The 20,969-nt window shown below is 42.2% G+C and carries 18 protein-coding genes and 1 pseudogene; 5 read left to right on the forward strand and 14 right to left on the reverse strand.

What is annotated here, in order from left to right; all coding sequences use genetic code 11:
- Positions 1–3: 3 nt before the first annotated feature.
- Together H532_RS0115835 and H532_RS0115850 are read right to left on the reverse strand one after the other, a co-directional pair.
- A complete protein-coding gene (locus H532_RS0115835) occupies positions 4–1,356 on the reverse strand; it encodes a glucose-6-phosphate isomerase (protein ID WP_027726278.1) in 1,353 nt (450 codons plus the stop codon).
- Between the two features lie 821 nt (positions 1,357–2,177).
- Positions 2,178–3,341 (reverse strand): iron-containing alcohol dehydrogenase, encoded by a 1,164-nt coding sequence (locus H532_RS0115850; protein WP_027726279.1) that lies wholly within the window; start codon positions 3,339–3,341, stop codon positions 2,178–2,180.
- Positions 3,342–3,550: 209 nt separating this feature from the next.
- Between H532_RS0115850 and H532_RS0115855 the strand changes: the two genes are divergently transcribed.
- The gene (locus H532_RS0115855) at positions 3,551–3,775 is read left to right on the forward strand and encodes a DUF378 domain-containing protein (RefSeq protein WP_027726280.1); all 225 of its coding nucleotides are present in this window, start codon (positions 3,551–3,553) and stop codon (positions 3,773–3,775) included.
- A 180-nt stretch (positions 3,776–3,955) separates the two neighbouring features.
- Here H532_RS0115855 and yugI read toward each other — a convergent pair whose 3' ends face one another.
- The 3 genes from yugI to H532_RS0115870 all read right to left on the reverse strand — a co-directional run bounded on the left by yugI (position 3,956) and on the right by H532_RS0115870 (position 7,737).
- Positions 3,956–4,345: a S1 domain-containing post-transcriptional regulator GSP13 gene (gene yugI, locus H532_RS0115860; protein WP_027726281.1), complete on the reverse strand. Its 390-nt coding sequence runs from the start codon at positions 4,343–4,345 to the stop codon at positions 3,956–3,958.
- A 136-nt stretch (positions 4,346–4,481) separates the two neighbouring features.
- A complete protein-coding gene (asnB, locus tag H532_RS0115865; protein ID WP_027726282.1) occupies positions 4,482–6,365 on the reverse strand; it encodes an asparagine synthase (glutamine-hydrolyzing) in 1,884 nt (627 codons plus the stop codon).
- Between the two features lie 1,150 nt (positions 6,366–7,515).
- The gene (locus H532_RS0115870; RefSeq protein WP_027726283.1) at positions 7,516–7,737 is read right to left on the reverse strand and encodes a hypothetical protein; all 222 of its coding nucleotides are present in this window, start codon (positions 7,735–7,737) and stop codon (positions 7,516–7,518) included.
- Between the two features lie 142 nt (positions 7,738–7,879).
- On the opposite strand from H532_RS0115870, the gene H532_RS0115875 reads away from it, so the two are divergent.
- A complete protein-coding gene (locus H532_RS0115875; protein ID WP_027726284.1) occupies positions 7,880–8,458 on the forward strand; it encodes a biotin transporter BioY in 579 nt (192 codons plus the stop codon).
- A gap of 79 nt (positions 8,459–8,537) precedes the next feature.
- On the opposite strand, the gene H532_RS0115880 is transcribed toward H532_RS0115875, so the two are convergent.
- The 3 genes from H532_RS0115880 to H532_RS20560 all read right to left on the reverse strand — a co-directional run bounded on the left by H532_RS0115880 (position 8,538) and on the right by H532_RS20560 (position 11,161).
- Entirely contained in the window at positions 8,538–9,209 is a 672-nt protein-coding gene (locus tag H532_RS0115880; RefSeq protein ID WP_038112764.1) for a 3D domain-containing protein, read from the reverse strand.
- Between the two features lie 275 nt (positions 9,210–9,484).
- The gene (locus tag H532_RS0115885; RefSeq protein WP_027726286.1) at positions 9,485–9,808 is read right to left on the reverse strand and encodes a YuiB family protein; all 324 of its coding nucleotides are present in this window, start codon (positions 9,806–9,808) and stop codon (positions 9,485–9,487) included.
- Between the two features lie 1,224 nt (positions 9,809–11,032).
- Positions 11,033–11,161 (reverse strand): YuiA family protein, encoded by a 129-nt coding sequence (locus H532_RS20560; protein WP_162142938.1) that lies wholly within the window; start codon positions 11,159–11,161, stop codon positions 11,033–11,035.
- 396 nt (positions 11,162–11,557) lie between these two features.
- Here H532_RS20560 and H532_RS0115910 point away from each other — a divergent pair, with 396 nt between their 5' ends.
- Positions 11,558–11,953 carry a hypothetical protein gene (locus H532_RS0115910; protein ID WP_027726290.1) on the forward strand — a complete coding sequence of 132 codons (396 nt, stop codon included), beginning with the start codon at positions 11,558–11,560 and terminating at the stop codon, positions 11,951–11,953.
- 74 nt (positions 11,954–12,027) lie between these two features.
- Positions 12,028–12,180, forward strand: coding sequence for a hypothetical protein (locus H532_RS20460; protein WP_155995076.1), 153 nt, complete (start codon positions 12,028–12,030; stop codon positions 12,178–12,180).
- 470 nt (positions 12,181–12,650) lie between these two features.
- Here the strand turns inward: H532_RS20460 and H532_RS0115920 are convergent, their stop codons facing one another.
- From H532_RS0115920 to H532_RS0115945, 3 genes are all read right to left on the reverse strand, one after another.
- Positions 12,651–14,510 (reverse strand): ABC transporter ATP-binding protein, encoded by a 1,860-nt coding sequence (locus H532_RS0115920; RefSeq protein ID WP_027726291.1) that lies wholly within the window; start codon positions 14,508–14,510, stop codon positions 12,651–12,653.
- 1,028 nt (positions 14,511–15,538) lie between these two features.
- Positions 15,539–16,618: a CAP domain-containing protein gene (locus H532_RS0115940; protein WP_027726293.1), complete on the reverse strand. Its 1,080-nt coding sequence runs from the start codon at positions 16,616–16,618 to the stop codon at positions 15,539–15,541.
- 135 nt (positions 16,619–16,753) lie between these two features.
- Positions 16,754–17,302 carry a hypothetical protein gene (locus tag H532_RS0115945; RefSeq protein ID WP_027726294.1) on the reverse strand — a complete coding sequence of 183 codons (549 nt, stop codon included), beginning with the start codon at positions 17,300–17,302 and terminating at the stop codon, positions 16,754–16,756.
- An 827-nt stretch (positions 17,303–18,129) separates the two neighbouring features.
- On the opposite strand from H532_RS0115945, the gene H532_RS0115955 reads away from it, so the two are divergent.
- Positions 18,130–18,507, forward strand: coding sequence for a hypothetical protein (locus H532_RS0115955; protein ID WP_027726296.1), 378 nt, complete (start codon positions 18,130–18,132; stop codon positions 18,505–18,507).
- A gap of 156 nt (positions 18,508–18,663) precedes the next feature.
- Here the strand turns inward: H532_RS0115955 and H532_RS0115960 are convergent, their stop codons facing one another.
- The 3 genes and pseudogenes from H532_RS0115960 to H532_RS0115965 all read right to left on the reverse strand — a co-directional run.
- Positions 18,664–19,602, reverse strand: coding sequence for an alpha/beta hydrolase family protein (locus H532_RS0115960; RefSeq protein ID WP_155995078.1), 939 nt, complete (start codon positions 19,600–19,602; stop codon positions 18,664–18,666).
- Positions 19,603–20,081: 479 nt separating this feature from the next.
- Positions 20,082–20,156 (reverse strand): putative holin-like toxin, encoded by a 75-nt coding sequence (locus tag H532_RS21135; protein WP_425426318.1) that lies wholly within the window; start codon positions 20,154–20,156, stop codon positions 20,082–20,084.
- Positions 20,157–20,708: 552 nt separating this feature from the next.
- Positions 20,709–20,969: pseudogene (locus tag H532_RS0115965) on the reverse strand (DUF4352 domain-containing protein); the annotation flags it as partial.

Below are 20,969 nucleotides of genomic sequence, written 5' to 3' on the forward strand. Positions count from 1 at the left end.
GCCTTATTTTTTCAGTCGGCGCTCGAGTTCGGCTTTCTCTTTTTCAAAGCCCGGTTTGCCGAGAAGAGCAAACATGTTCTTTTTATAAGCTTCGACACCCGGTTGATCGAATGGATTGACGCCGAGCAAGTATCCGCTCATCGCACACGCCTTTTCGAAAAAGTAAACCAAGTAGCCGAAGTGATACGGCGACAGTTCCGGAATGGTGACGACGAAGTTCGGCACATCGCCATCCGTATGAGCTAGCAGGGTGCCTTCCATCGCTTTTTTGTTGACGAAGTCCATCGTCTTTCCGGCAAGATAATTCAATTGATCCAGGTTACTTGCTTCCTCTTCGATGACGAGATCCTCTCGGGGATTTTCCACTAAAAGGACCGTCTCAAAGAGATGACGGCGGCCTTCTTGGACATATTGACCAAGAGAATGGAGATCCGTCGAGAAATCGGCGGAGGCAGGATACAATCCTTTTCCGTCTTTTCCTTCACTTTCACCGAAAAGCTGTTTCCACCATTCCGCAAAATAGTGCAGATTCGGCTCATAATTCACCAAAAGCTCAATGACTTTGCCTTTGTTATATAAAATATTACGGGCCGCTGCATATTGATAAGCGGGGTTCTTTTGCCAATCTGCTTCGGAAAAATCATTTTGAGCATCACGTGCCCCGTTCATCATTTCATCAATATCAATGCCAGATACGGCAATAGGAAGCAGCCCGACCGGTGTCAGCACGGAATAGCGGCCACCGACATCATCCGGAATGACAAATGTTTCATACCCCTCTTCATCGGCCAGCGTCTTGAGCGCACCTTTTTTACGGTCAGTTGTCGCATAGATGCGTCGTCGAGCTTCCTCTTTCCCGTATTTTTCCTCCAAAAAGGCACGAAATATACGGAAAGCAATGGCCGGTTCGGTTGTCGTACCGGATTTCGATATGACATTGATCGAAACATCTTTATCTTTGATGAGATCCAAGAGTTCTTTTGTATATGTGGGGCTGATGGTATTGCCGACGAAAAAGATTTGCGGCGCTTTCCTCTCTTTAGGATCCAAGAGGTTATAAAAATGATGATGCAGCATTTCAATAGCCGCTCGGGCACCAAGGTAAGAGCCACCGATGCCGATGACGAGTAAAACGTCGGAATCAGCTTTTATTTTTTCAGCTGCTTTTTTGATTCTCGCGTATTCTTCTTCATCGATTCGACTTGCGAGATCAAGCCAGCCCAAAAAGTCGGAACCGGCTCCGGTTTTGTTATGTAGCATGGCGTGGGCAGCTTGGATTTGATGTGCCATTTTTGCCATTTCTTCTTCACTGATAAACTTTTCTGCGGTAGTATAATCGAATTGGATTTTCTTCATTGACCGCCACCTCCAATTTGATGATAGACAAGATGAGGGATTTATTCAAATATCGTATAAGTCAAACGCGTTTTCAGGACCCACGTATAAGTCTTTTATTCAATCTCTGTTTGTGGATTTCCATATACTGGAGCGTATGCGCATTTCTTAGCTCTTTTCAAATAAAAAATGAGCAGAAATCGTGTTTTTGCGCATTTTAGCGATCGTTCCGGGTTCAAAGTGAGCAGACGCTCCAGGTTTTGGCATTTTTGACCTCAATTTTTCCAAATACTGGAGCGTATGCGCATTTCTTAGCTCATTTCAAATAAAAAATGAGCAGAAATCGTGTTTTTGCGCATTTTGATGCTCGTTTCGGGCTCAAAGTGAGCAGACGCTCCAGATTTTCCCATTTTTAACTCCTATTTTTCCAATTATTGGAGCGTATGCGCATTTCTTGCCTCTTACCAGATAAAAAATGAGCAGAAATCGCGTTTTTGCGCATTTTGATGCTCGTTCCGGACCTAAAGTGAGCAGACGCTCCAGGTTTTTACATTTTTAGCCTCTGTTTTTCCATATACTGGAACATATGCGCATTTTCTGCAACTTTTCAAATAAAAATGAACAGAAATCACGTTTTTGCGCATTTTGGCACTCATTCCAAGCCTAAAGTGAGCAGACGCTCCAGGTTTTGCCATTTCATCGCTCGTTTCGGCCTCAAAGTGCGTAGACAATGCTTTTTCACATGGTGAGCGGGCATATTTTCTTGCACACTTCCGGCTGATTCATCCTGCGATTTCCTGAAAAAAAAGATGGCGGCTCGTAAGCCGTCATCTTCATTATTGTTAAAGCGACATTTTATAAATTTCGCGGACATCGTCACGGTCGAGCGTGCGGAATCCGCCGAACGGGCCATTGGCCATGGCACGGTCCACCATCAGTTCGAGTTGATCGTCCCCGATGCCGTAGTCCGCAAGCTTCTCCGGTGCGCCGATTTGATTCCAGAATTGACGGAGCCGCCCGACGCCTTCCAAAGCGATTTCCCGATCGCTTTTTCCTTGCGGGTCGACATGAAAGACGCGGATGGCCAGCTGCTTCGTTTTCTCTAAGCCTTCATCGAGCGTATATTTGATCCAGTTCGGGAACAGGATAGCGAGACCTCCGCCGTGCGGAATGTCATAAACCGCCGAGACGGCATGTTCCAGATTATGCGTGCCCCAATCACCTTTCGTGCCCATGCGGATCATATTGTTTAGGGCCATCGTTCCGCAATACATGATCGTTTCTCTGTATTCATAATTTTGCAGATCCTCTAAAAGCTTCGGTGCAGTTTCCATAATGGTCGTGAGCACCGATTCGCAAAGCCGCTCTTGCAGCGGGGCGTTCGGCGACTTGAAATAATATTGCTCTAAAACGTGGCTCATCATGTCGACAATGCCATACACGGTTTGATCGCGCGGGACGGTATATGTATTTTCCGGATCCAAAATCGAAAATTTCGGGTATAAAAGCGGCGATCCCCAACCGTACTTTTCGTGGGTTTCCCAATTCGTAATAACCGCACCGGAATTCATTTCTGAGCCGGTCGCTGCCAATGTTAAAATGGTGCCAAGCGGCAACACTTTTTCCGGTGTGGCTTTACCGACCACCAAATCCCACGGATCGCCATCGTAGAGCGCCGCTGCGGCAATCGTTTTGGAACAGTCGATGACACTTCCGCCGCCAACGGCAAGGACGATATCGACCCCGTTGTTTTTACATATTTCAGCTCCCTTGCGTACGGTGGAAATGCGCGGATTCGGTTCGACTCCCGCCAACTCAAAGACCTCGGCATCGGCTTTCGATAGCTCATCCATGACTTTATCGTAAATGCCGTTTTTCTTGATGCTGCCACCGCCGTAGACGACGAGCACCTTTTTGCCGTATTGCGCTACTTCTGAATGCAATACGTCCATTTGCCCTTTCCCGAAGATGAGTTTTGTCGGGTTATAAAATGTAAAAAGATCCATACCCTACACTCCCTTTTTAAAATATTTTTCCTAAGCAATTACTGCTTTTTTTACGGAATTCTGCACCAATGCGTTTAAACCTTTACATATTTTTAGGATCATCTCATTTTTATGAAAAAGGTTATTGTGTTTTTCATTGTATAGTTTATCTAAAAACCAGGCATGCTATATCTAGTCATTATCCATTATGAGAAAAGGAGGCTTGCTCCGTGAGTGGATTACAACGGACAGCTTTAACCATCTTAATCATTGGTGGCATCAACTGGGGTCTTGTAGGATTGTTTGAATACGATGTCATTGGTGCCATCTTTGGCGGCCAAGGGTCAGCCATCTCCAGAATTCTCTACGGGATTGTTGGTCTAAGTGCCTTGTATTGTTTAACGATTTTGTTTAAGCCGTCCGAAGAATTTGGCAAAGTTCCTGAACACGAATAGTCAAAGAATGGTTGACGCCCAAGGGACAGACCCCACCCGCTTGCGGGTGGCCTCCCTTCGGCGTCAGCTTTTTTTATTTTTTTGAAACGTTTATTCAGTTTTCCGCTTTTAATTTTCTCAAGCGCTTTTTGATTTGGCAGCTTTTTTATTTTTCTAAACGCTTTTTTAGCTATAAGCTTTTTATTTTTTCAAGCGCTTATTCAGCTGGGCTTGCCGGTCGTTGGATTCCTTCAGCCATTCTTTCAGTTTTTGTTCCAGTGTGTTAAAACCGGCATCATCGGCTTTTTTACGGCGTTCTCCACCGCGGCGCTTCGGACGTTCCGGTTTCGGCTCGGTTGCGCGAATGGAAAGCGAGATTTTTCCTGATTCCTCATCGATTTTGATGATTTTGACTTTCACAACATCGCCGACATGGAGCACATCATGGATGTCTTGCACGTAGTCGTGAGAGACTTCAGATATGTGAACAAGGCCTTGGCGCTCTTCATCGATCGCCACAAAAGCCCCGAACGGTTTGACCCCCGTTACTTTTCCTTCAATGATGTCGCCGACTTTGATTTGTTCTTGCATGAAAACAACTCCTAAATTTTTTTAACCAGTAAATTATAACATACAGTCAAGCAAAACTAAACTAAACCCGCTTCGGCTTAGCGCCCATTATTTAGTAAAGGGAAAATGAAAGCCGGAGTTTGTCCCCGGCTGACACTTACTCAGTAACCGTGGAAGGGTTGGTAAAGGTCATCGCTTTTTCAATATAAATGCGATGCCAGATCATAAAGATTAAAATCGTCCAGAGCTTGCGGCTGTTATCCCGTTTGTCTGCGGCGTGATCTTCCAACAATTTATAAACGTAAGCCTTGTTGATCCATTCGTCAGTCCCGCTTTCACGGATGATGTCTTTGGCCCAGTCATAGAGCTGATCTTTCAGCCACACGCGAATCGGTACCGGGAAGCCAAGCTTTTTCCTAAATAAAATGGTATCCGGCACGATGCCGCGCATCGCTTCGCGCAAAGCGTACTTCGTCGTTTTATTCGCCGTTTTTAATTCAGCGGGAATTTGTGAAGCGACTTTAAACACTTCTTTATCCAAAAACGGCACGCGCAATTCCAAAGAATGGGCCATGGTCATCCGGTCGGCTTTAACAAGAATATCGCCGCGCAGCCACGTATGCATGTCAATATATTGCATTTGTTCGACAGGCTCGTACCCTTTCGCCTGGCTGTACAAAGGTTTCGTGACATCAGTAAAGTGGGTGGAGAGCTGATGATGCTTCATCACCAACCGTTTTTCCGCTTCATCGAACATGAAGGCGTTGCCGATATACCGTTCTTCCATTGGCGTCGTGCCGCGGATCAAATAGCTGCGCCCCTTCATTGTTTCCGGGAGTTTTTCGGCGAGCTTGCGAATCAATGTTTTCGCCCCGCCCGGGATGCGCTGGAACCACTCTAAATCCAATGGTTCACGATAAATATTATAGCCGCCAAACAATTCGTCGGCGCCTTCACCGGAAAGGACGACTTTCACATGTTTAGCTGCTTCTTTGGCGACAAAATAAAGCGGAATGGCGGCTGGGTCAGCGACCGGATCATCCATGTGCCAGACGATTTTCGGCAGTTCTTGGACAAACGCTTCCGGTGTGATGACGGTATGAATGTTTTCGACTCCAAGTTTTTCCGCCGAGTCTTTGGCGATATCAATTTCGCTATAGCCCTTACTTTCAAAACCGACCGTAAACGTTTGAATCGCCGGGTTGATTTCTTTCGCCAAGGCGACGATGCTCGTTGAATCAATCCCGCTTGATAAAAAGGCGCCGACCGGCACATCGCTTCTCATATGTAAGCGCACCGATTCCCTTAATACGTCACGGATTTTGCTTTTCGCTTCATCCAATGTTTGATGAACTGGATGGAATTCCGGTTTCCAGTAGCTCTTGATTTTAAGCGGCTCACCCGCTTTTTTTATTAAGTAATGGCCAGGCGCCAAGCGGTGAATGTTTTCCGCCATCGTTTTCGGCTCAGGCACGAATTGGAAGGTTAAATAATGCTGCAGCGCTTCACGAGCCACAGGGTGTTCTGATTCCCCAATTAACAAGCTTTTCTTTTCGGAGGCAAAAAATGTGCCGTTCTCCGTTTCCATATAGTAAAAAGGTTTAATGCCGAACGGATCGCGCGCCGCAAACACGGTTTTTTCTACCTTATCCCAGATGACAAAACCGAACATACCGCGCAAAGCTTTGACGGCTTCAACCCCACGGTCCGCAAATAACGCCAGAATGACTTCGGTGTCTGACGTCGTTTGGAATGGCATCCCTTTTTCCAATAAACTTTCTCTGAGCTCGACATAGTTATAGATTTCACCATTAAAAATGATATGATAACGGTCGTTTTCATAAGAAAGCGGTTGATGCCCGCCTTCTAAGTCAATGATGGAAAGCCTGCGAAACGCCAGTTGTACCGTATCATCTGTAAAATAACCATCATCATCCGGGCCACGATGAATGATTTGATTGGCGCGCTCGACCATTTGATTTTGGTCATGGCGGCCTTCTTCTAATAATTTATTTGAAATAAAACCTACGAAACCGCACATTGAGGAATGCTCCTTTCACATACCTTGTTCACCATAGGGATGTCCGTTACTTTCTAACATTCCCTAACCGCATATCAATTACCTCACTTAGTTTACCACTCGCAAGCCCCGATTGCCTAGTCGCTTATGCCCAACGTCCAGTATTTCGAAAAAAAACAAAAAAATAACGGGGTAAAGTTGTCTGTATCCATAAAAATATAAAACCTAAGGATGACTTTACTTTCCCCTATTCCAAAATGAAAAAAAGAACGCCCTGTCTTTTAAAAACAACAAACCTGGCTCTACTAAGAAATTGTTTTTTGGATAAGAGACATACTGTGGATCTTCCCAGTTTAAAGACCATTTTGATGCCTTTCTCATCTTAATCTGGTCGATAGGATGCATTGATTGGCAAAACCGCCTTCGTGTAGATTTTGTTTTTCCAGTAAATGTATGCTAAACACCATTTCAAAAAATTATTTAACTCAAAATGATATATAGAACCATTCAAAAGGCCATTTTGGCCTCTTTCCCCTCTCAAAACGGCCAATAGGATACAGTTATTGGAAAAACAACCCTTGAAACAACCTCATTTTTCCAGTAAATGCAAGCTAAACGCCATTTCAAAAAATTTTTTAGACCAAAATGGTATATAGAACCATTCAAAAGGCCATTTTGGCCCCTTTCCCCCCCTCAAAATAGCCAATAGGATACAGATATTAGTAAAACAACCCTTGAAAAAAACTCATTTTTCCAGTAAATGCAAGCTAAACGCCATTTCAATAAATTTTTTAGCCCAAAATGGTATATAGAACCAATCAAAAGGCCATTTTGGCCCCTTTCCCTTCTCAAAACGGTCAAAAGGATACAGTTATTGGAAAAACAACCCTTAATACAACTTCTTTTTCCCAGTATATTCAAGCTAAACACCATTTCAGAAAAAGCCTCACCCCGAAATGGTCAATAAAACGCAGTTCCCACACATGCCTTTTACTTCGCAACGTAAACCTCCTGCCCAGTTATAATACTTGATTAGCCCATGATTTTACCTTCTTATACCATAAAAAAAATTAAGCTCTACCACCGAAGGCAGAACTTAGTTACCCTTATACTGGTTTTAAAATATGCTTTCTGACCGGTACAAAATGAACGTGATTTCCCTGTTTCATCCCTAGCCTCTTTGTTTCTTATCCGGTAACCATTCCCTTGGATCACTTAGTCTTTGCCAAGCCAAAATATTTTCTTTGAGGAAAGAGCGAATCGCACGCCGCTCATAGCAAAAGGCCGTCAAGGCATAACTGCGCTCTTGAAGAACCCTAATCCTTCGTGAACTGATGTGATTGTTTTGATCTAGGTAAATGATTTGATAACGCCCGCCCTCAACCCATTTCATCACGATCACCCTAAGGGAATATTTGTTCTCATTTTATCGTTTTACACTGTCGAATGCAAGATGATTTATTTGTTAACCTTTTCGATAAATAGGTTGACATTAAACATTTCCCATGACATTCTATAAGTAGAGGAGGGAGACCATGAAAATTAAAACCATTGATCTTATTATGGCGGCCCTTTTTGCCGCACTGATGGGGATCGGCGCAAACATTGCCGCCTTTCTGCCGCCGATTTCCGGCGTGCCTTTGACATTTCAAACGATTATCGCCATCTTAGCTGGTGCCGTTTTAGGGTCAAGAATCGGAACACTCTCGATGGTCGTTTATGCATTGATTGGACTTGTCGGCGCACCGATTTTTGCTGACTTTTCCGGAGGCTTCGGAACGATTTTCGGAAGCTCATTCGGTTTTATTTTATCCTTTATTGTCATGGCGTTTGCCGTCGGAAAAATCGTCGAGACAGCCAAACGCCCAAGTCTTCCCGTGTTTATTTTTGCTGGATATGTCGGACTTGCCATCAATTATGTGATCGGCACGACCTATATGTACGGCGCCCTTAATCTGTGGCTTCATTCACCAATGTCGTATGCGAGCGCATGGGTGATCATGATCCCGTTCTTAATCAAGGACGCCATCCTTACCTTTGTCATTGCCATCGCGAGCGAACGCATCTATCGTTCCTTAAAGCGCCCTACCCCAACCAAAAAACACGCCGCATAATGCTCGAAGAGGTTGACACCCCTTCCTCCCGCTTTTAGCTCATGCTTTTTGCGGGTTTTCTGAAAAGGGCTCAACCTCTTTAAATTTCCATCGTTTCCAAACGTTCCGGATCCATTAAGTCGGTTCGGTTCAGTTGATTTAAAAGCGACTCCGATAAGGTGCCATCGCCTTTTTTTATGACAAACACTTCAAGCTTCTTTTTTCCCCAATGTTCGTAAACATCCTCGACCGTAGGATAATAGAGGTCCAGGCGATTGCCGTTGATGGCTGATCCTGTATCAGCGACGACGCCATAGCCATAACCCGGTATATAGAGAATGGTTCCGATCGGAAAGACTGAAGGGTCTGCCGCTACAGTCGAATAAAGATCCCGGCGAACATGCACCCCGCTATAGGTAATCCCATACCCTGGGTCATCCGGGGATTTGCCGGTTGATTCTTCACCAGCCGTATAGCCTGTGGCAATCACCACTTTAGAAGGAAACTGGCTGAACTCAGGAACCACCATGCGGCGAAACGCTTCAACGCTTTGTAATGAATGGATAAATGGGCTGTTTTGATCGATGGTTTTCTCTTTCAAGGATGTATGTATGTGTGGCAAATTTTTTGCTGCTTCATTTTTTGCAGGTTGCTTATTAAAATCGGATAGCTCTAAACCAGTAATAGAATGGAAGGTAGAGTACATTGCCCAAAGAAAAAGTACGCTCAAAGCGAAACGCCTTATGACAGATTTGGCAGTCTGCAAAGCCATTCACTCTCCTCCGGATACATCCTTTCCAGAAGTGCGAGGCTTTATACATGTTGTCCATAAGACTTTACCAAAACTGCCCTGAGAGCGGACTCATTTTTGTCCGGCAATGAGCAATAGAAGGGTTGATCAGTGGATCGCAGGCGAGCTTGCCCAACATGTCGTAAACGACTAGCGAGGCGTAAGCTCGGCGTTATTCTTGTGGGGCTGTTTAGATTGTTGAAGTTCGGACAGGGGCTGGACGAAAGGTATGCTTTTTTTATTTAGAGCGTCACGCGTTAAAACATCGTATAACCGCGGGATCTTAGCATTTTAATCGTAATCCCTGAAATGAGAGCTCCTACCAATCCCATAAGTAAAACCGTATAGTCAGAAGGTGCAAGACTCGCGAGGCGTTTTCCCAAAGCGGCAAACGCTACGCCAGGCTCTGTGATATAATCCAATGTCGAGCGTTGATCAATCATCAAAATGGTGATGATCGGATAAATGATGGCCATCAGCCATGTCGTTTTCAACAACATATTCACGATAAAGCCGATGCCGAAAAATAAAACCGCATACAATAAAATGGAAAGCAAAAATTGTGGCAAAGACAGCGACATCTGATCCACCTCCGAATCACCCCTAGTTTACTTGAATAACGAAATGGCGTCAACCACGCAATTTTTGCATGTTTTTACCTAGAAATCGCTGTGATTTTTTGCCTGTATTTGGAGGCAAAGGCGGAGCTTCATACTCTATCTTGAAAAGAGAGCGATTTTCTAAAAAGAGGCTATGACATAAATCGCCACTTTAATGAAAAAGCTCCGATGATCGATCTTTGATTTCGGAGCTTTTTATCTTTGATGATTTTTCACTTTCCCGTTGCCCTCGCTTCAATAGCGGGAATAGAATCTTTTTATATTGCGGTTCCCAAAAAATCATAAGAAAACTTGTCATAAAATCGTTTTGATCATTTAGGTTTTGTTCGAGTCCGGCGGTAAATTTTATGGTGTTCCGCTGGGGATTGTACTTCGTAATTTTACGAATTGTTCCTATTATTCGATAAACTTTAAAAAGTTGCGATAATTTCACAAAAACTGGCGGTAAAATCGGAAAATCCGTCGGTAAAACTCAAAAAATAGGCGGTAAACGATTGAAAGCCGGCGATTAAGAAATACCGGTCATGCGCCCGGTTTTTTTAAGAAATGACCGAGACCGATGGAAGAAGTGAAAGTCCATTATATTTTTCACGATATGTGTTATCTAACGTCATTTTCGCCAACCGTAATCTCAATTGATTGATCGATCAGCTTGCAATTAACGGCTTTTTGGAGCCATTTTTCAATTCGAAACGAGCAAATGGAGGTCGGCCGTTTTCGTCAAAAGCGTATTATTTTGACCTTTTCAATCAGCCGTTTTAATACGCAATCGGAAAAAGCATATCATTTCTGTTCACAAGCGGCCTTGAAATGATATGCAATCCGCTTAATTGGTATTTTTTGGACGGCAATTTAGGCCGTTTTCCCCAAAAGCCTATCATTTTGACCCTTTCGATCGGCCGTTTTGATATGCAATCGGAAAAAGTGTATTATTTCCGCACACGAAACAGTGAGTTGGCAAAGCCCTTTTTAGGAACGGACAGAGCCTTCGTCAATCATATGCCAGTACACGTATTTTGGCAATGGTAAAACTTTCTTTACTCTTATTGTCGTCCTCATTCCTGCCCAGAACAACCCTTTTGGCTATCTCCTATTGACCTTAAGTTAGCCTAAAAATGATAAACTTTCTTACCAATTAAAAAATGGTTGACTCTCGGATCAATCCAGGAGTCAACCAACTCGACGTTATTGCGAAGAGGATTTGCCTGTACCTGAACAACTGCCGCATGTTTCCGAGCCGCCCAACAACAACTGAAAATACCCTTTGCCTTCGCAATAGGGACAAGACCTTTGGTTTTCCTTTGTTTGACCCATCTGCATCACACCTTTCAAATTTTCTGATAATACTAACACCTCTTTTAAATTTTGAAAAGGGTCGTTTTGACTCATTTTCGCTTATGTAAGCGAATACATCTCGAAATTCCGCTTTTTTTTCATTATTCTTATCGTTTTTCATTTTTCTATGCTTTTCATTCTCCGAAAACTTGGAGCGGGGGTCCTTTATATACGCCTTCTCATGCCAGGGTAAATTCTATTGTAGCCGGGATTTCCGCCACTGAAACAAGGATATCGGAGCGAACAAAAATTTTTTATAAAAATGTGGCGTTTTCTGTTTAAAGTGACTATCTATTGGTTAATTTAGGGGAAGAACTATATCAACGATCCTTTTCAAACATACATTACATCGTGAACGATAAGGTTGGGATGGTAATGAACATTAGAAAATGGTTGATGAAAGGATTCAGAATGCTGACATTTACAACAAAGAAAGCTGAAATTATTCCATTTCCCCCGATCATGACACCAACCATGCCAGCATATAAACGTTATTTAATTGATACCTTTAAAATGAAAGGCATCCCGTATAAAGTCGACGTGGAAATGGATCACCATGCCGTCGATATCGTTTTACCCAATCAACAGATGATGATTTATTGCACCGAACATCGCGATGATCCTTTGGAAAAAAGCAAAATCCAGAATCTCAGAAATTATGCCAGATCCAACGGCTATCGGTTGGTCGTCATCCATAAAGATAATTTCTATCGCGGGTTAAACACGACGTTTTTTAAGATTAAACAACAGCGGATTTTTAACCATAAGTAAAAGCTTGTTTATCAAAAACACTCTGCCAGCATATACTGTAAGAACGATACTTACAGCTAAGCGGAGTGTTTTTTGTGTGGTACTTTCTTCTTGCGGTTTTATTTATTTATGTCGCCTGCATGGTGTTATTTCATTTAATCGGTGCGATTTTGCATATTGTCGCAAGCCCTTTTTTCTGGTTCATCATTATTCTTCTTGCCATCCTCTTCTATTTCTCGCATTATTAGTTCATTTTCTTCTTTCGAAAAAACTGATTCGGTATGCCGTTTCATTTTCAAGATTCCTTAGTATGTGAAACGTTGCACAACATTCATATTCTAAGAAAAATGGCCAGTGTTCTCTTGCCCACAGCGGTTCTGCCCGACGATTTCAATGAGTCCAAGCGCCAAAATGTTGCCCAAAATCCGAAAGCGCATTTTTGCATCGCGCTGCATCCAGATTTTGAAAAAAAGCGCTCAAGCATTACCAAAACTCGGCATCGTGTACGCCCTCAGCCCAAGAAAACTTGGCCCTACCAAGCTTTCTAAGCGAAGGGAGAGCCTTAGTAAGAATAAAAACAGCCCTCTATGCAGAGGGCTGTTTTCTTTTAGGTTGTAAGAATTTCCGGATCTTCTAGGATTGGTCAACCACCACCCACAAAGACTTTACTCGAGCTGCGGCGAGCGATTTCCGCATTCGCCATCCTCGTCCTGTTACGTCAGACCGCCGTTTTATTCAGGAACTGGCTGTTATAAAGGTCGGCATAAAACCCGTTCGCTACAAGAAGCTCGTGATGGGTTCCTTTTTCAACAACCTTCCCTTGATCCATGACCAAAATGAGGTCGGCGTTGCGGATCGTCGACAATCGGTGAGCAATGACAAAACTCGTGCGCCCTTCCATCAAACGATTCATCCCTTGCTGGATCAAAAGCTCCGTCCGGGTATCGACGTTGGAAGTCGCTTCATCCAAAATCATAATCGGCGGGTCGGCGAGGATGGCCCGGGCAATGGTCAAAAGTTGCTTTTGCCCTTGAGAAATATTGGACGCCTCCTCATTGATGACGGTATCGTAACCGTCCGGCAGCGTCCGGATAAAATGGTCCGCACAGGCCGCTTTTGCCGCCGCAAAAATCTCAGCATCCGTCGCTCCGTCTTTTCCATACGCGATATTCTCTTTGATCGTGCCTTTAAAAAGCCACGTATCCTGCAGCACCATGCCGAATGTGGCACGGAGATTTTCCCTGGACAATTCGCGGATGTCAATGCCATCGATTTTAATGCTCCCGCTTCGGACATCGTAAAACCGCATCAACAGATTGATCAACGTTGTCTTACCTGCGCCGGTTGGCCCGACAATGGCCACGGTTTGCCCAGGCTTAACATCGATGTTCATTTCTTCAATAAGCGGCTCGTCTCCGTAGCCAAATGCAACATGGTCAAACGTCACGGCACCTTTTGCACGCGACAATGCGGACGTTGCAGTTTCTGCCACTTCTTCTTCTTCATCGAGCAATTCAAAAACCCGTTCTGCCGCTGCAATCGTCGCTTGGATGATGTTTGCGATATTGGCGGTCTGGGTGACCGGTTGCGAGAACTGCCGAGAATAGGAAATGAAGGCATGAATGTCGCCGATCGATATCGCGCGCTGTGTCACTAAAATGCCGCCGAAAACGCAAATCATGACGTATCCGAAATTCGAAACGAAAAACATCAACGGCATGATGATACCTGAAATAAATTGGGCTATACGCCCGGCATGATACAATTTTTCATTGACCTCGTCGAATCGCTCGATGGTCTTTTTCTCACGCCCAAAGGCTTTGACGATCTGATGTCCCGTATACGTTTCTTCGATATGGCCGTTGAGCTCACCGAGCGTGCGCTGTTGGTTGGCAAAATGTTTTTGCGACCTTTTTAAAATGGGACGCATGAAAAAGACTGACATCGACAAGCTAGCAATGGCAATCACCGTCAACAGCGGGCTGATCGTCAACATCATGATGATGATCCCGACAATGGTCACAAATGACGTAATGAACTGGGACACGCTTTGTTGGAGAGTCGTGCCGATCAAATCAATATCATTGGTGACGCGGCTCAACGTCTCCCCGTGCGGATGGCCGTCGTAGTATTTGAAGGGCAGTTTTTTCAGCTTTTCATTGACCTCTTGCCGCAGGGCGTACACCGTTTTTTGTGCGACCGTCGCCATGAGGTACTGCTGAATGTAGGTGAACAAACTGCTGAGCACATATAATCCGGCGATCAAGAGTAAAATTTCGCCAATGCCGTGAAAATCGATGGCGGCGCCAGGTATGCCCTTCAGCTTGGCAAAGCTACCTTCAAATATTTTCGTGATCGCATTACCTGTTAATTTCGGTCCAACGATCGTAAAAATGGTGCTCAATATCGAGGCTAAAAGGACGGCGGAAAGTTGCAGTCGCAACGGTTTTAAATAAGCAAGAAGCCGCCACAACGTGCCTTTAAAATTCTTCGCTTTTTGACCAGCCATCATCAAGGCGGCGCCGTGCCCGAAACCGCCGCCACCCGGTCTTTGTTGCCTTTTTTGCTCACTTAACATATGCTTCACTTCGAATTCCAGTATAAGTCGCCCAATACCCCTCGCGACATACTTTGGAAATGCCAGCAACGTGTCTTGAATCTGCTTTTATAATATGTATCATCTTCCCCCCCTCAGATGCTAAAAACAGACATCGAACTCAGATACATTTTAGAAAAGAGTAAATAGCGTGGCGATTACTAGACTTTGTACAAGGATGACAATGATGGTCTTCTTGTCAAACCATTTTTTGTTAACGATCAACCTTTGTCCCAAATATCCTATGACAGAGATACAAAGCAAGCACCAGAAAAAGGTAAAAAGAAACTCATTCATTGCGTTTATCACCTCATTCCAATTGACGGAAATATTATTATAAAGCCATTCGTCATCAATGGATCAAAAGTAGGTTCAACGCCAAAACCTAGCAAAATGTTCAAAACCCGCCCATAAAATAAGTTCTTAAAGTATAGTAGTTATGGCGATGTCCTGCATATCTAAATTCTCAACTGACATTTTTACACCGCTATCTTCCAAAATGAGGTTCTTTAACTTCCCTATTTAATATTAGATACAAAATTCAGAAAACCCTTATAGGAATATTATACTAATTTTTCTCATTATTAGAAAGTGTTTGTGTGTGTTATCATAAATGAAAAAGGGGTGATGACATGAGGTTAATTACACCTTTTGTAAGTAGTATTTTTTTATTCCTCGTCGTTTTTTTCGTTGGCAAAAATTTTGTAATTGCTATTTATTGTGGCGTTGGGTCTTTAATCGTAGGGTTGGCTTTACATTATTTTTTTGATAAGAAATGGGAAAATAAATAAGTTGTATACGAAATATTCATAAAAAACCCAAAAACAACATTTAAAATAGCCATTATAAAGCCTCCAAAGAAGTGCAACAAATCCTGCCGAACGGCAAAAAATGATTCTATGTAAAAATACGCATATAGAGCAACTAGAATCACAATGATTAGAGGGTATTCTGTTTATTTTTTGTAGAAAAGCTCTCGTTCCCGCACTGAAACGAAAGCCTTGCTTCTCTTAATTATTATAAAAGTCCTCTGTATAAAATGGCTGCGATTCATCATTAAACGCCACGCCAATCCCTAAGTACCTGAATTCTTTTCGCAGGATGTTTTCTCTATGGCCCAAGGAATTCATTAAGCCTTCGTGGGCGAAGATGCTGCTGAATTGGCCATAGGCAATATTTTCACCGGCGACCGTAAAAGCTATACCGTCATGCTTCATCCGATCAAACGGCGTTTGGTTTTGTAAATTCTCATGACTAAAATAGTGATGCTGAGCCATATCCACGCTATGTTTACGAGCGGTTTCCGCTACGCGCTCATCCCATTTTAAAACAGAGAGTCCGTGATTGACGCGCGAGGCATTGGTTAAGTCAAACAACTGATATTCGAACCCTTTTTCAAGGGCTGCGCTAGGTTTGGCATAAAAAGTGGGGTTGTTTTCTTCCAATTGATCATCGATGACCTGAAGGGCTGTGACCTTATTGCCATCATGAATATCATAAAAAACCGTGATGACACTCTCGCCGTGGCGAAACACGTCGTATTCCCCTTTGCTGTTGATTTGATAACGAACGAAACCCTTTCTGATATAGGTTTCAGGCGTCCCCAGCTTCTCTTTGACCAATGCCTTCGGACTGCCCCATTTTATCCCGATCGAAGAGCTGATTAAATTTTGATTCGTGAACATCCCGCTGACTTTGTTATTTTTATCGTAAGCGATCATGAAAAAATTATGGTAGTGATCATGATACGTCTCCCAGTTGACGCCGTACTCGCTCATGGAAATCCGTTTTGGTTTTCCTATTATCCGCTCAACTTCGGCTTTTGACTCGCCTAACTCTATATTATAAATGGAAAACAATTGATCGTGAGGCGCTTTTAAATCAGGCGCTTTATAATTTTTATTGTCTTCCTGATTAGGTTGGTTTGAAAGATCGCTCGAAAAATTTTTGGCTTGTTCCTTTACCAAATCGACGGTGGAACGAAGGTCATCCAAGACAGATGGCAGCGACTCTTGAACCGCCCCGATCCATAACGGCTTCGAAGCAAAAACGAAAAACACGACCACGAAAAAATAGAAAAGCCGCCTCAATTGGCCACCTCCCATCCCCATCCATGAAATTGAAACAGACCAAGAATACGTCGCGAGGTTGGGTAAAAAAGCAAAATCACTGCCCGAAAAGCCTTAATATGGATGTCAGGAAAAGCTAAAGGCCAGCACAGCCCTCTAGAACAAATCATACAAACTTTCCTGACCAATGTGACGGACATACTCCTTGACAAGTCTGCGCAAGTCCTCTGATTCGTCTATTTCTATCCAATCATCAATAGACCCCAAAAAGCAGAACCGCTCGACGGAAAAAGTCCGATTCTCTTTATCCACTAATCGGAAGCGCATGACCGTTTCATAATTTTTATATCTGTCAAGGTCCATCCGAATAGGTAAGATCTCTTTTATGAAAGACAGATCATTTTCCACTGTGTAAATGGAAACCACGTCTTTTTTTATCTCCAACTTAAAATCCTTGATGGGACAATATTTTTTCATACCTTCCTCGATGATCTTAATTTCCTCATCATGGATCAGTTTCTTTAAAGGCTTTCGCAAATATACTTTACCATTTGGTGATTCGTAGATTTCATATCCACTTGGCATCTCATCGACAAGACTGCCGCTGTCCTTTTTTGAAAAGTGATATGTGGTATTGCCTTTTTTCGTTTTCCTGCTATGCAGATAATAAAGATCTCCTCGGAAATTTTTATAAACGATGGCCATGATGATACCCCTTCTGGCGATTAGCCTTAGATTTTCTACTATTATAACGAAAACTATTGCATCGCAACAACCAGAGGATGTTAGGCGACACTTTTATAAGAAAAAACCAGGCATACGCCTGTTTTTATTCGCAGTTAAACTGGGGTTTTTCGGCCGTTTGCGAGATTTTTGGTCGCAGATTTTTAAAAGTTCTCCTCTTTCATATCAAAAAGTATTTCCCGGGGAAGAGTCTTTAATAATATCTTCGCAATTAGTCTGCATTTCTTGCTAAAAGAGCTCAAGCCCATCGAATATTTACGCCTTTCATTTTTTATACGAATTGTCATTTAACCCATTAAACATTTTTTAAATGAGCCTTTTCCTATGGATGTTATTCAGACGTGACAAAATGATTCTTACGGAACACCCAACAATACTTTGTTGGAAAATTTCACATGTATAGGAACTTTATGATAATATATTTTATAGAATATTTATTTTATTAATAGATATGGGAAAATCATTGGAGGGTGTTTAAGAATAACCAATCAAACGCATGTTTTGCGACAGGTTGCATGATTTTACTTATAAGCACGCCTTTTGCCCGTATTGTTGTTAATCTTTTATACCAAGGAACGAATTTGACCGCGGAATACATCCCAATATTAAATGGGTTTATTCATTCGTTCATGCTCATTGGTGTTTTGACTTTTAGCATAGGATTAGTGATCTTAGCAAAAAATAAACTATGATAAAAATAAACGTAAGCTTTGGGTTAATTACATCTATTTCAATGTATGAAATAGCCCGTTATAATGTTTCATTAACATTTATGAGAAGGGATAGATATGAAAGGAAAGATATTTTTTCCATCATTTTTACTCTTATTGTTGATCATCATAGGTTTTCTAATGTATAATGAGACAACTTTTTTTGATAGTCTTAAACTCGATCATCAGCTCAATCAAATTATTGAGAAAAAAGACATGGAGAAAATGAAAGAAATTTCTCTAAATGACAGGACATATCAATTTTTAGGGAACTTACCTAAAAATGCTCATTGTAGTCGTACATCGGGTGTACAAGCAAATAATGGCCAACTAGAATACTTTGTGACGGATATAAAAGATCAAAAATTTGATGTCTTACTAAAAGAATCATTTTCTAAGTTTTTAATACTACCTATTCGCCATGTAAAAATTGACAGTATTAGCATTCAGAATTAACCATCACCAAGTATCCCAAAAAAATATTTCTATAAAGATATATCTTACTAGTGAGGTTTCCGCATCGATCCATCGCAATAAGGATACTTACTTGGCTTTTACGAATCTACAAGGAAAACGGCAAAAAGAGATGAAAAATTATAAATGTTTTGAATACTATTTATATATTATATCCCCTAGTTCATCCCATTTATTTGTTAATCCGTGGTTACCTCCCTCTATTAGTTTAAGTGTTACGTCCTGATGGTTTGCTATCATTTTTGTATAAAGAAATTGAGTTGCCTGCCAAGGAACTGTTTGATCCGAAGTACCATGAATTAAAAGGGTTGGTGCTTTGATTTTCTCATATGGAACCGATTGTCTTTTAAATGTTTCGTTATTGGGGTCAAACTGACCGTATGCTTTTATACTAGAATAATAGAAACTAAACCAATTAACATTGTACTTATTTTCTTGTTCCCAAGTGTTAAACAAGTTCCACCCAACAAATGGGCTAATGGCGATTACTGATTTTACGTGTTCCCTTTCGGCAACCACTCTCATGCAAACGGCTCCCCCCATCGACCAACCTTCTAAGTAAAGAAAGTCTTGGACGTGGCGTGTCTCCTTTTTACTATTAAAGTAATTCATAACGGCTTTTATGGCGTTTTCTGTATCCCTTGTATTTTCATAAATGCCTTCAACCTTACCATCACTATTACCATAACCTCGATATAAGGGGGCGATGGTGACTAAATTATTATAAGCACCATTAAGTAATGATGAATCAAACTTAACTAGCCCACCTTCTCCAGACATTTGTTTAAGATGGCTCACTTCCGTTGGAATAGTCCATCCACCATGACAATAAACAGCTAGAGAAAAGGTCCCTGGTCCCTTAGGCGTTGCCACATAAGCTTCAACCTTAAGTCCATCACTCCAATACATCAATCTGTAGGCGTCGATAGAGGAAGTACCTGCAGGCGGTTTTATTTTTTTCATCGAGATCACGGTGCCATCCTTTTTTGGTTTTTCAGTGTGGATGCTTTGTGGCGGTTCCTTTTTAGCTTTTCCGACCTGTTGCTTGGTTGTACATCCTGAACAAATCAAAGCCATCAAGGTAAGTCCTATAAGGATTCGAATGAAGACGTTCCTCAAAGGTGATCACCTCTGATTCTCCAATTTTCAAAAAATGACTTCTACTTTTATATTAACATAAAATATCAAAATAGTAAGAAAAATTTAGACATCCTTTTCTCTCCTTTTCAAATCAGAAAGCCATGACCAGTTAAACCCTGTAATCGCCGTATATTATATCCTTTTGTCTCTCAAGAACTTTCTTTAGATTTTCTATTTCTAGTCCCTATATCGCTCATGCTTTTCCCACAACATGGAGAAAGTATCCTCCCTGCACCCCTAACACCACAAAATATAGATATTTGATTCACGTCAGATGGAATATTATAATAAAAGCAGATGTAAGATAAAAAGAGCATCGATGATGGCACACCGATGCTCGGTACAGCTAACTCCGCAAGAAGCGCGGCGGCTGTATGGCAAAAGTAACCCTTCACCTACTTAGCCGGCAGGGAGGGTTAGTTTTTTCTTATAATAATGACAATCAAAGTAGCGAACGCGATCATCAACGTTAACGATTCAAAGACTGTCATCGGCAACACCCCCTTTCTCGTTGTGACATTGCACAAACAAGAAACGGTTATCGGGTGCCGCCGCCCTCCCTGCGTATGTAACTGTACGACTATTATTCTAACATAATTGTTATCGTTATAGAATGTATGTTCCCTATTTATTTTCCTTCCCGCATATTTAAGTCTTTCTGAGAAACAGCTAAAAAGGGAATTTTGCCCGTATCAATGATATTCTATAGATAAAAAAAGAGGGGGCAACAGTACTATCCTTGCCGCACCCTCTTAATCTCGCTAAGGATTTTATTACCAAACACAACTTTACCTCTCATTTAAAGTCCCACCCTTTTTGAAAAAATAATTTTTCCTATTTAATTTTAATTAAAAAAGAGAAAACAAAGGAATGCATTAAGTGAGATTCGGTGTTTGCCGTTACCGCTGTAAAAATCTTAGCCCGGTTCTTTTAGAAGTGTGCCGGATAACTAGCCACGGCAGTTGTTACAATCGGCAATAGAGACAAACGGATCTACACTAACGCATTCCTTTGTACCTAAGAACCTTTTGGTCAATCCTGTTTTAATACTTTATCTCGAACTGGAACGGATGAAACTCAAGATCATAGTTTTCTGATGACACTTCCATGTTCAGTTTTAAGGTGCCGGAGGTTTGGTCCAGTTTCGGGTAAACGAGCATGCCTTGCGTCTTGACCCCCGGGAGAATTTCCGATTGGTTTTCCGGATATTTGAGCGTATCATCTTTTATATCATATTGTTTATTTCCAGCTACGAGTTTGGCATTAAAATCATAGAACTCCACTTTATCCTTCGTCGTGTTGTT

It is taken from the genome of Tuberibacillus calidus DSM 17572 (assembly GCF_000430685.1).
GTDB classification, from domain to species: domain Bacteria; phylum Bacillota; class Bacilli; order Bacillales; family Sporolactobacillaceae; genus Tuberibacillus; species Tuberibacillus calidus.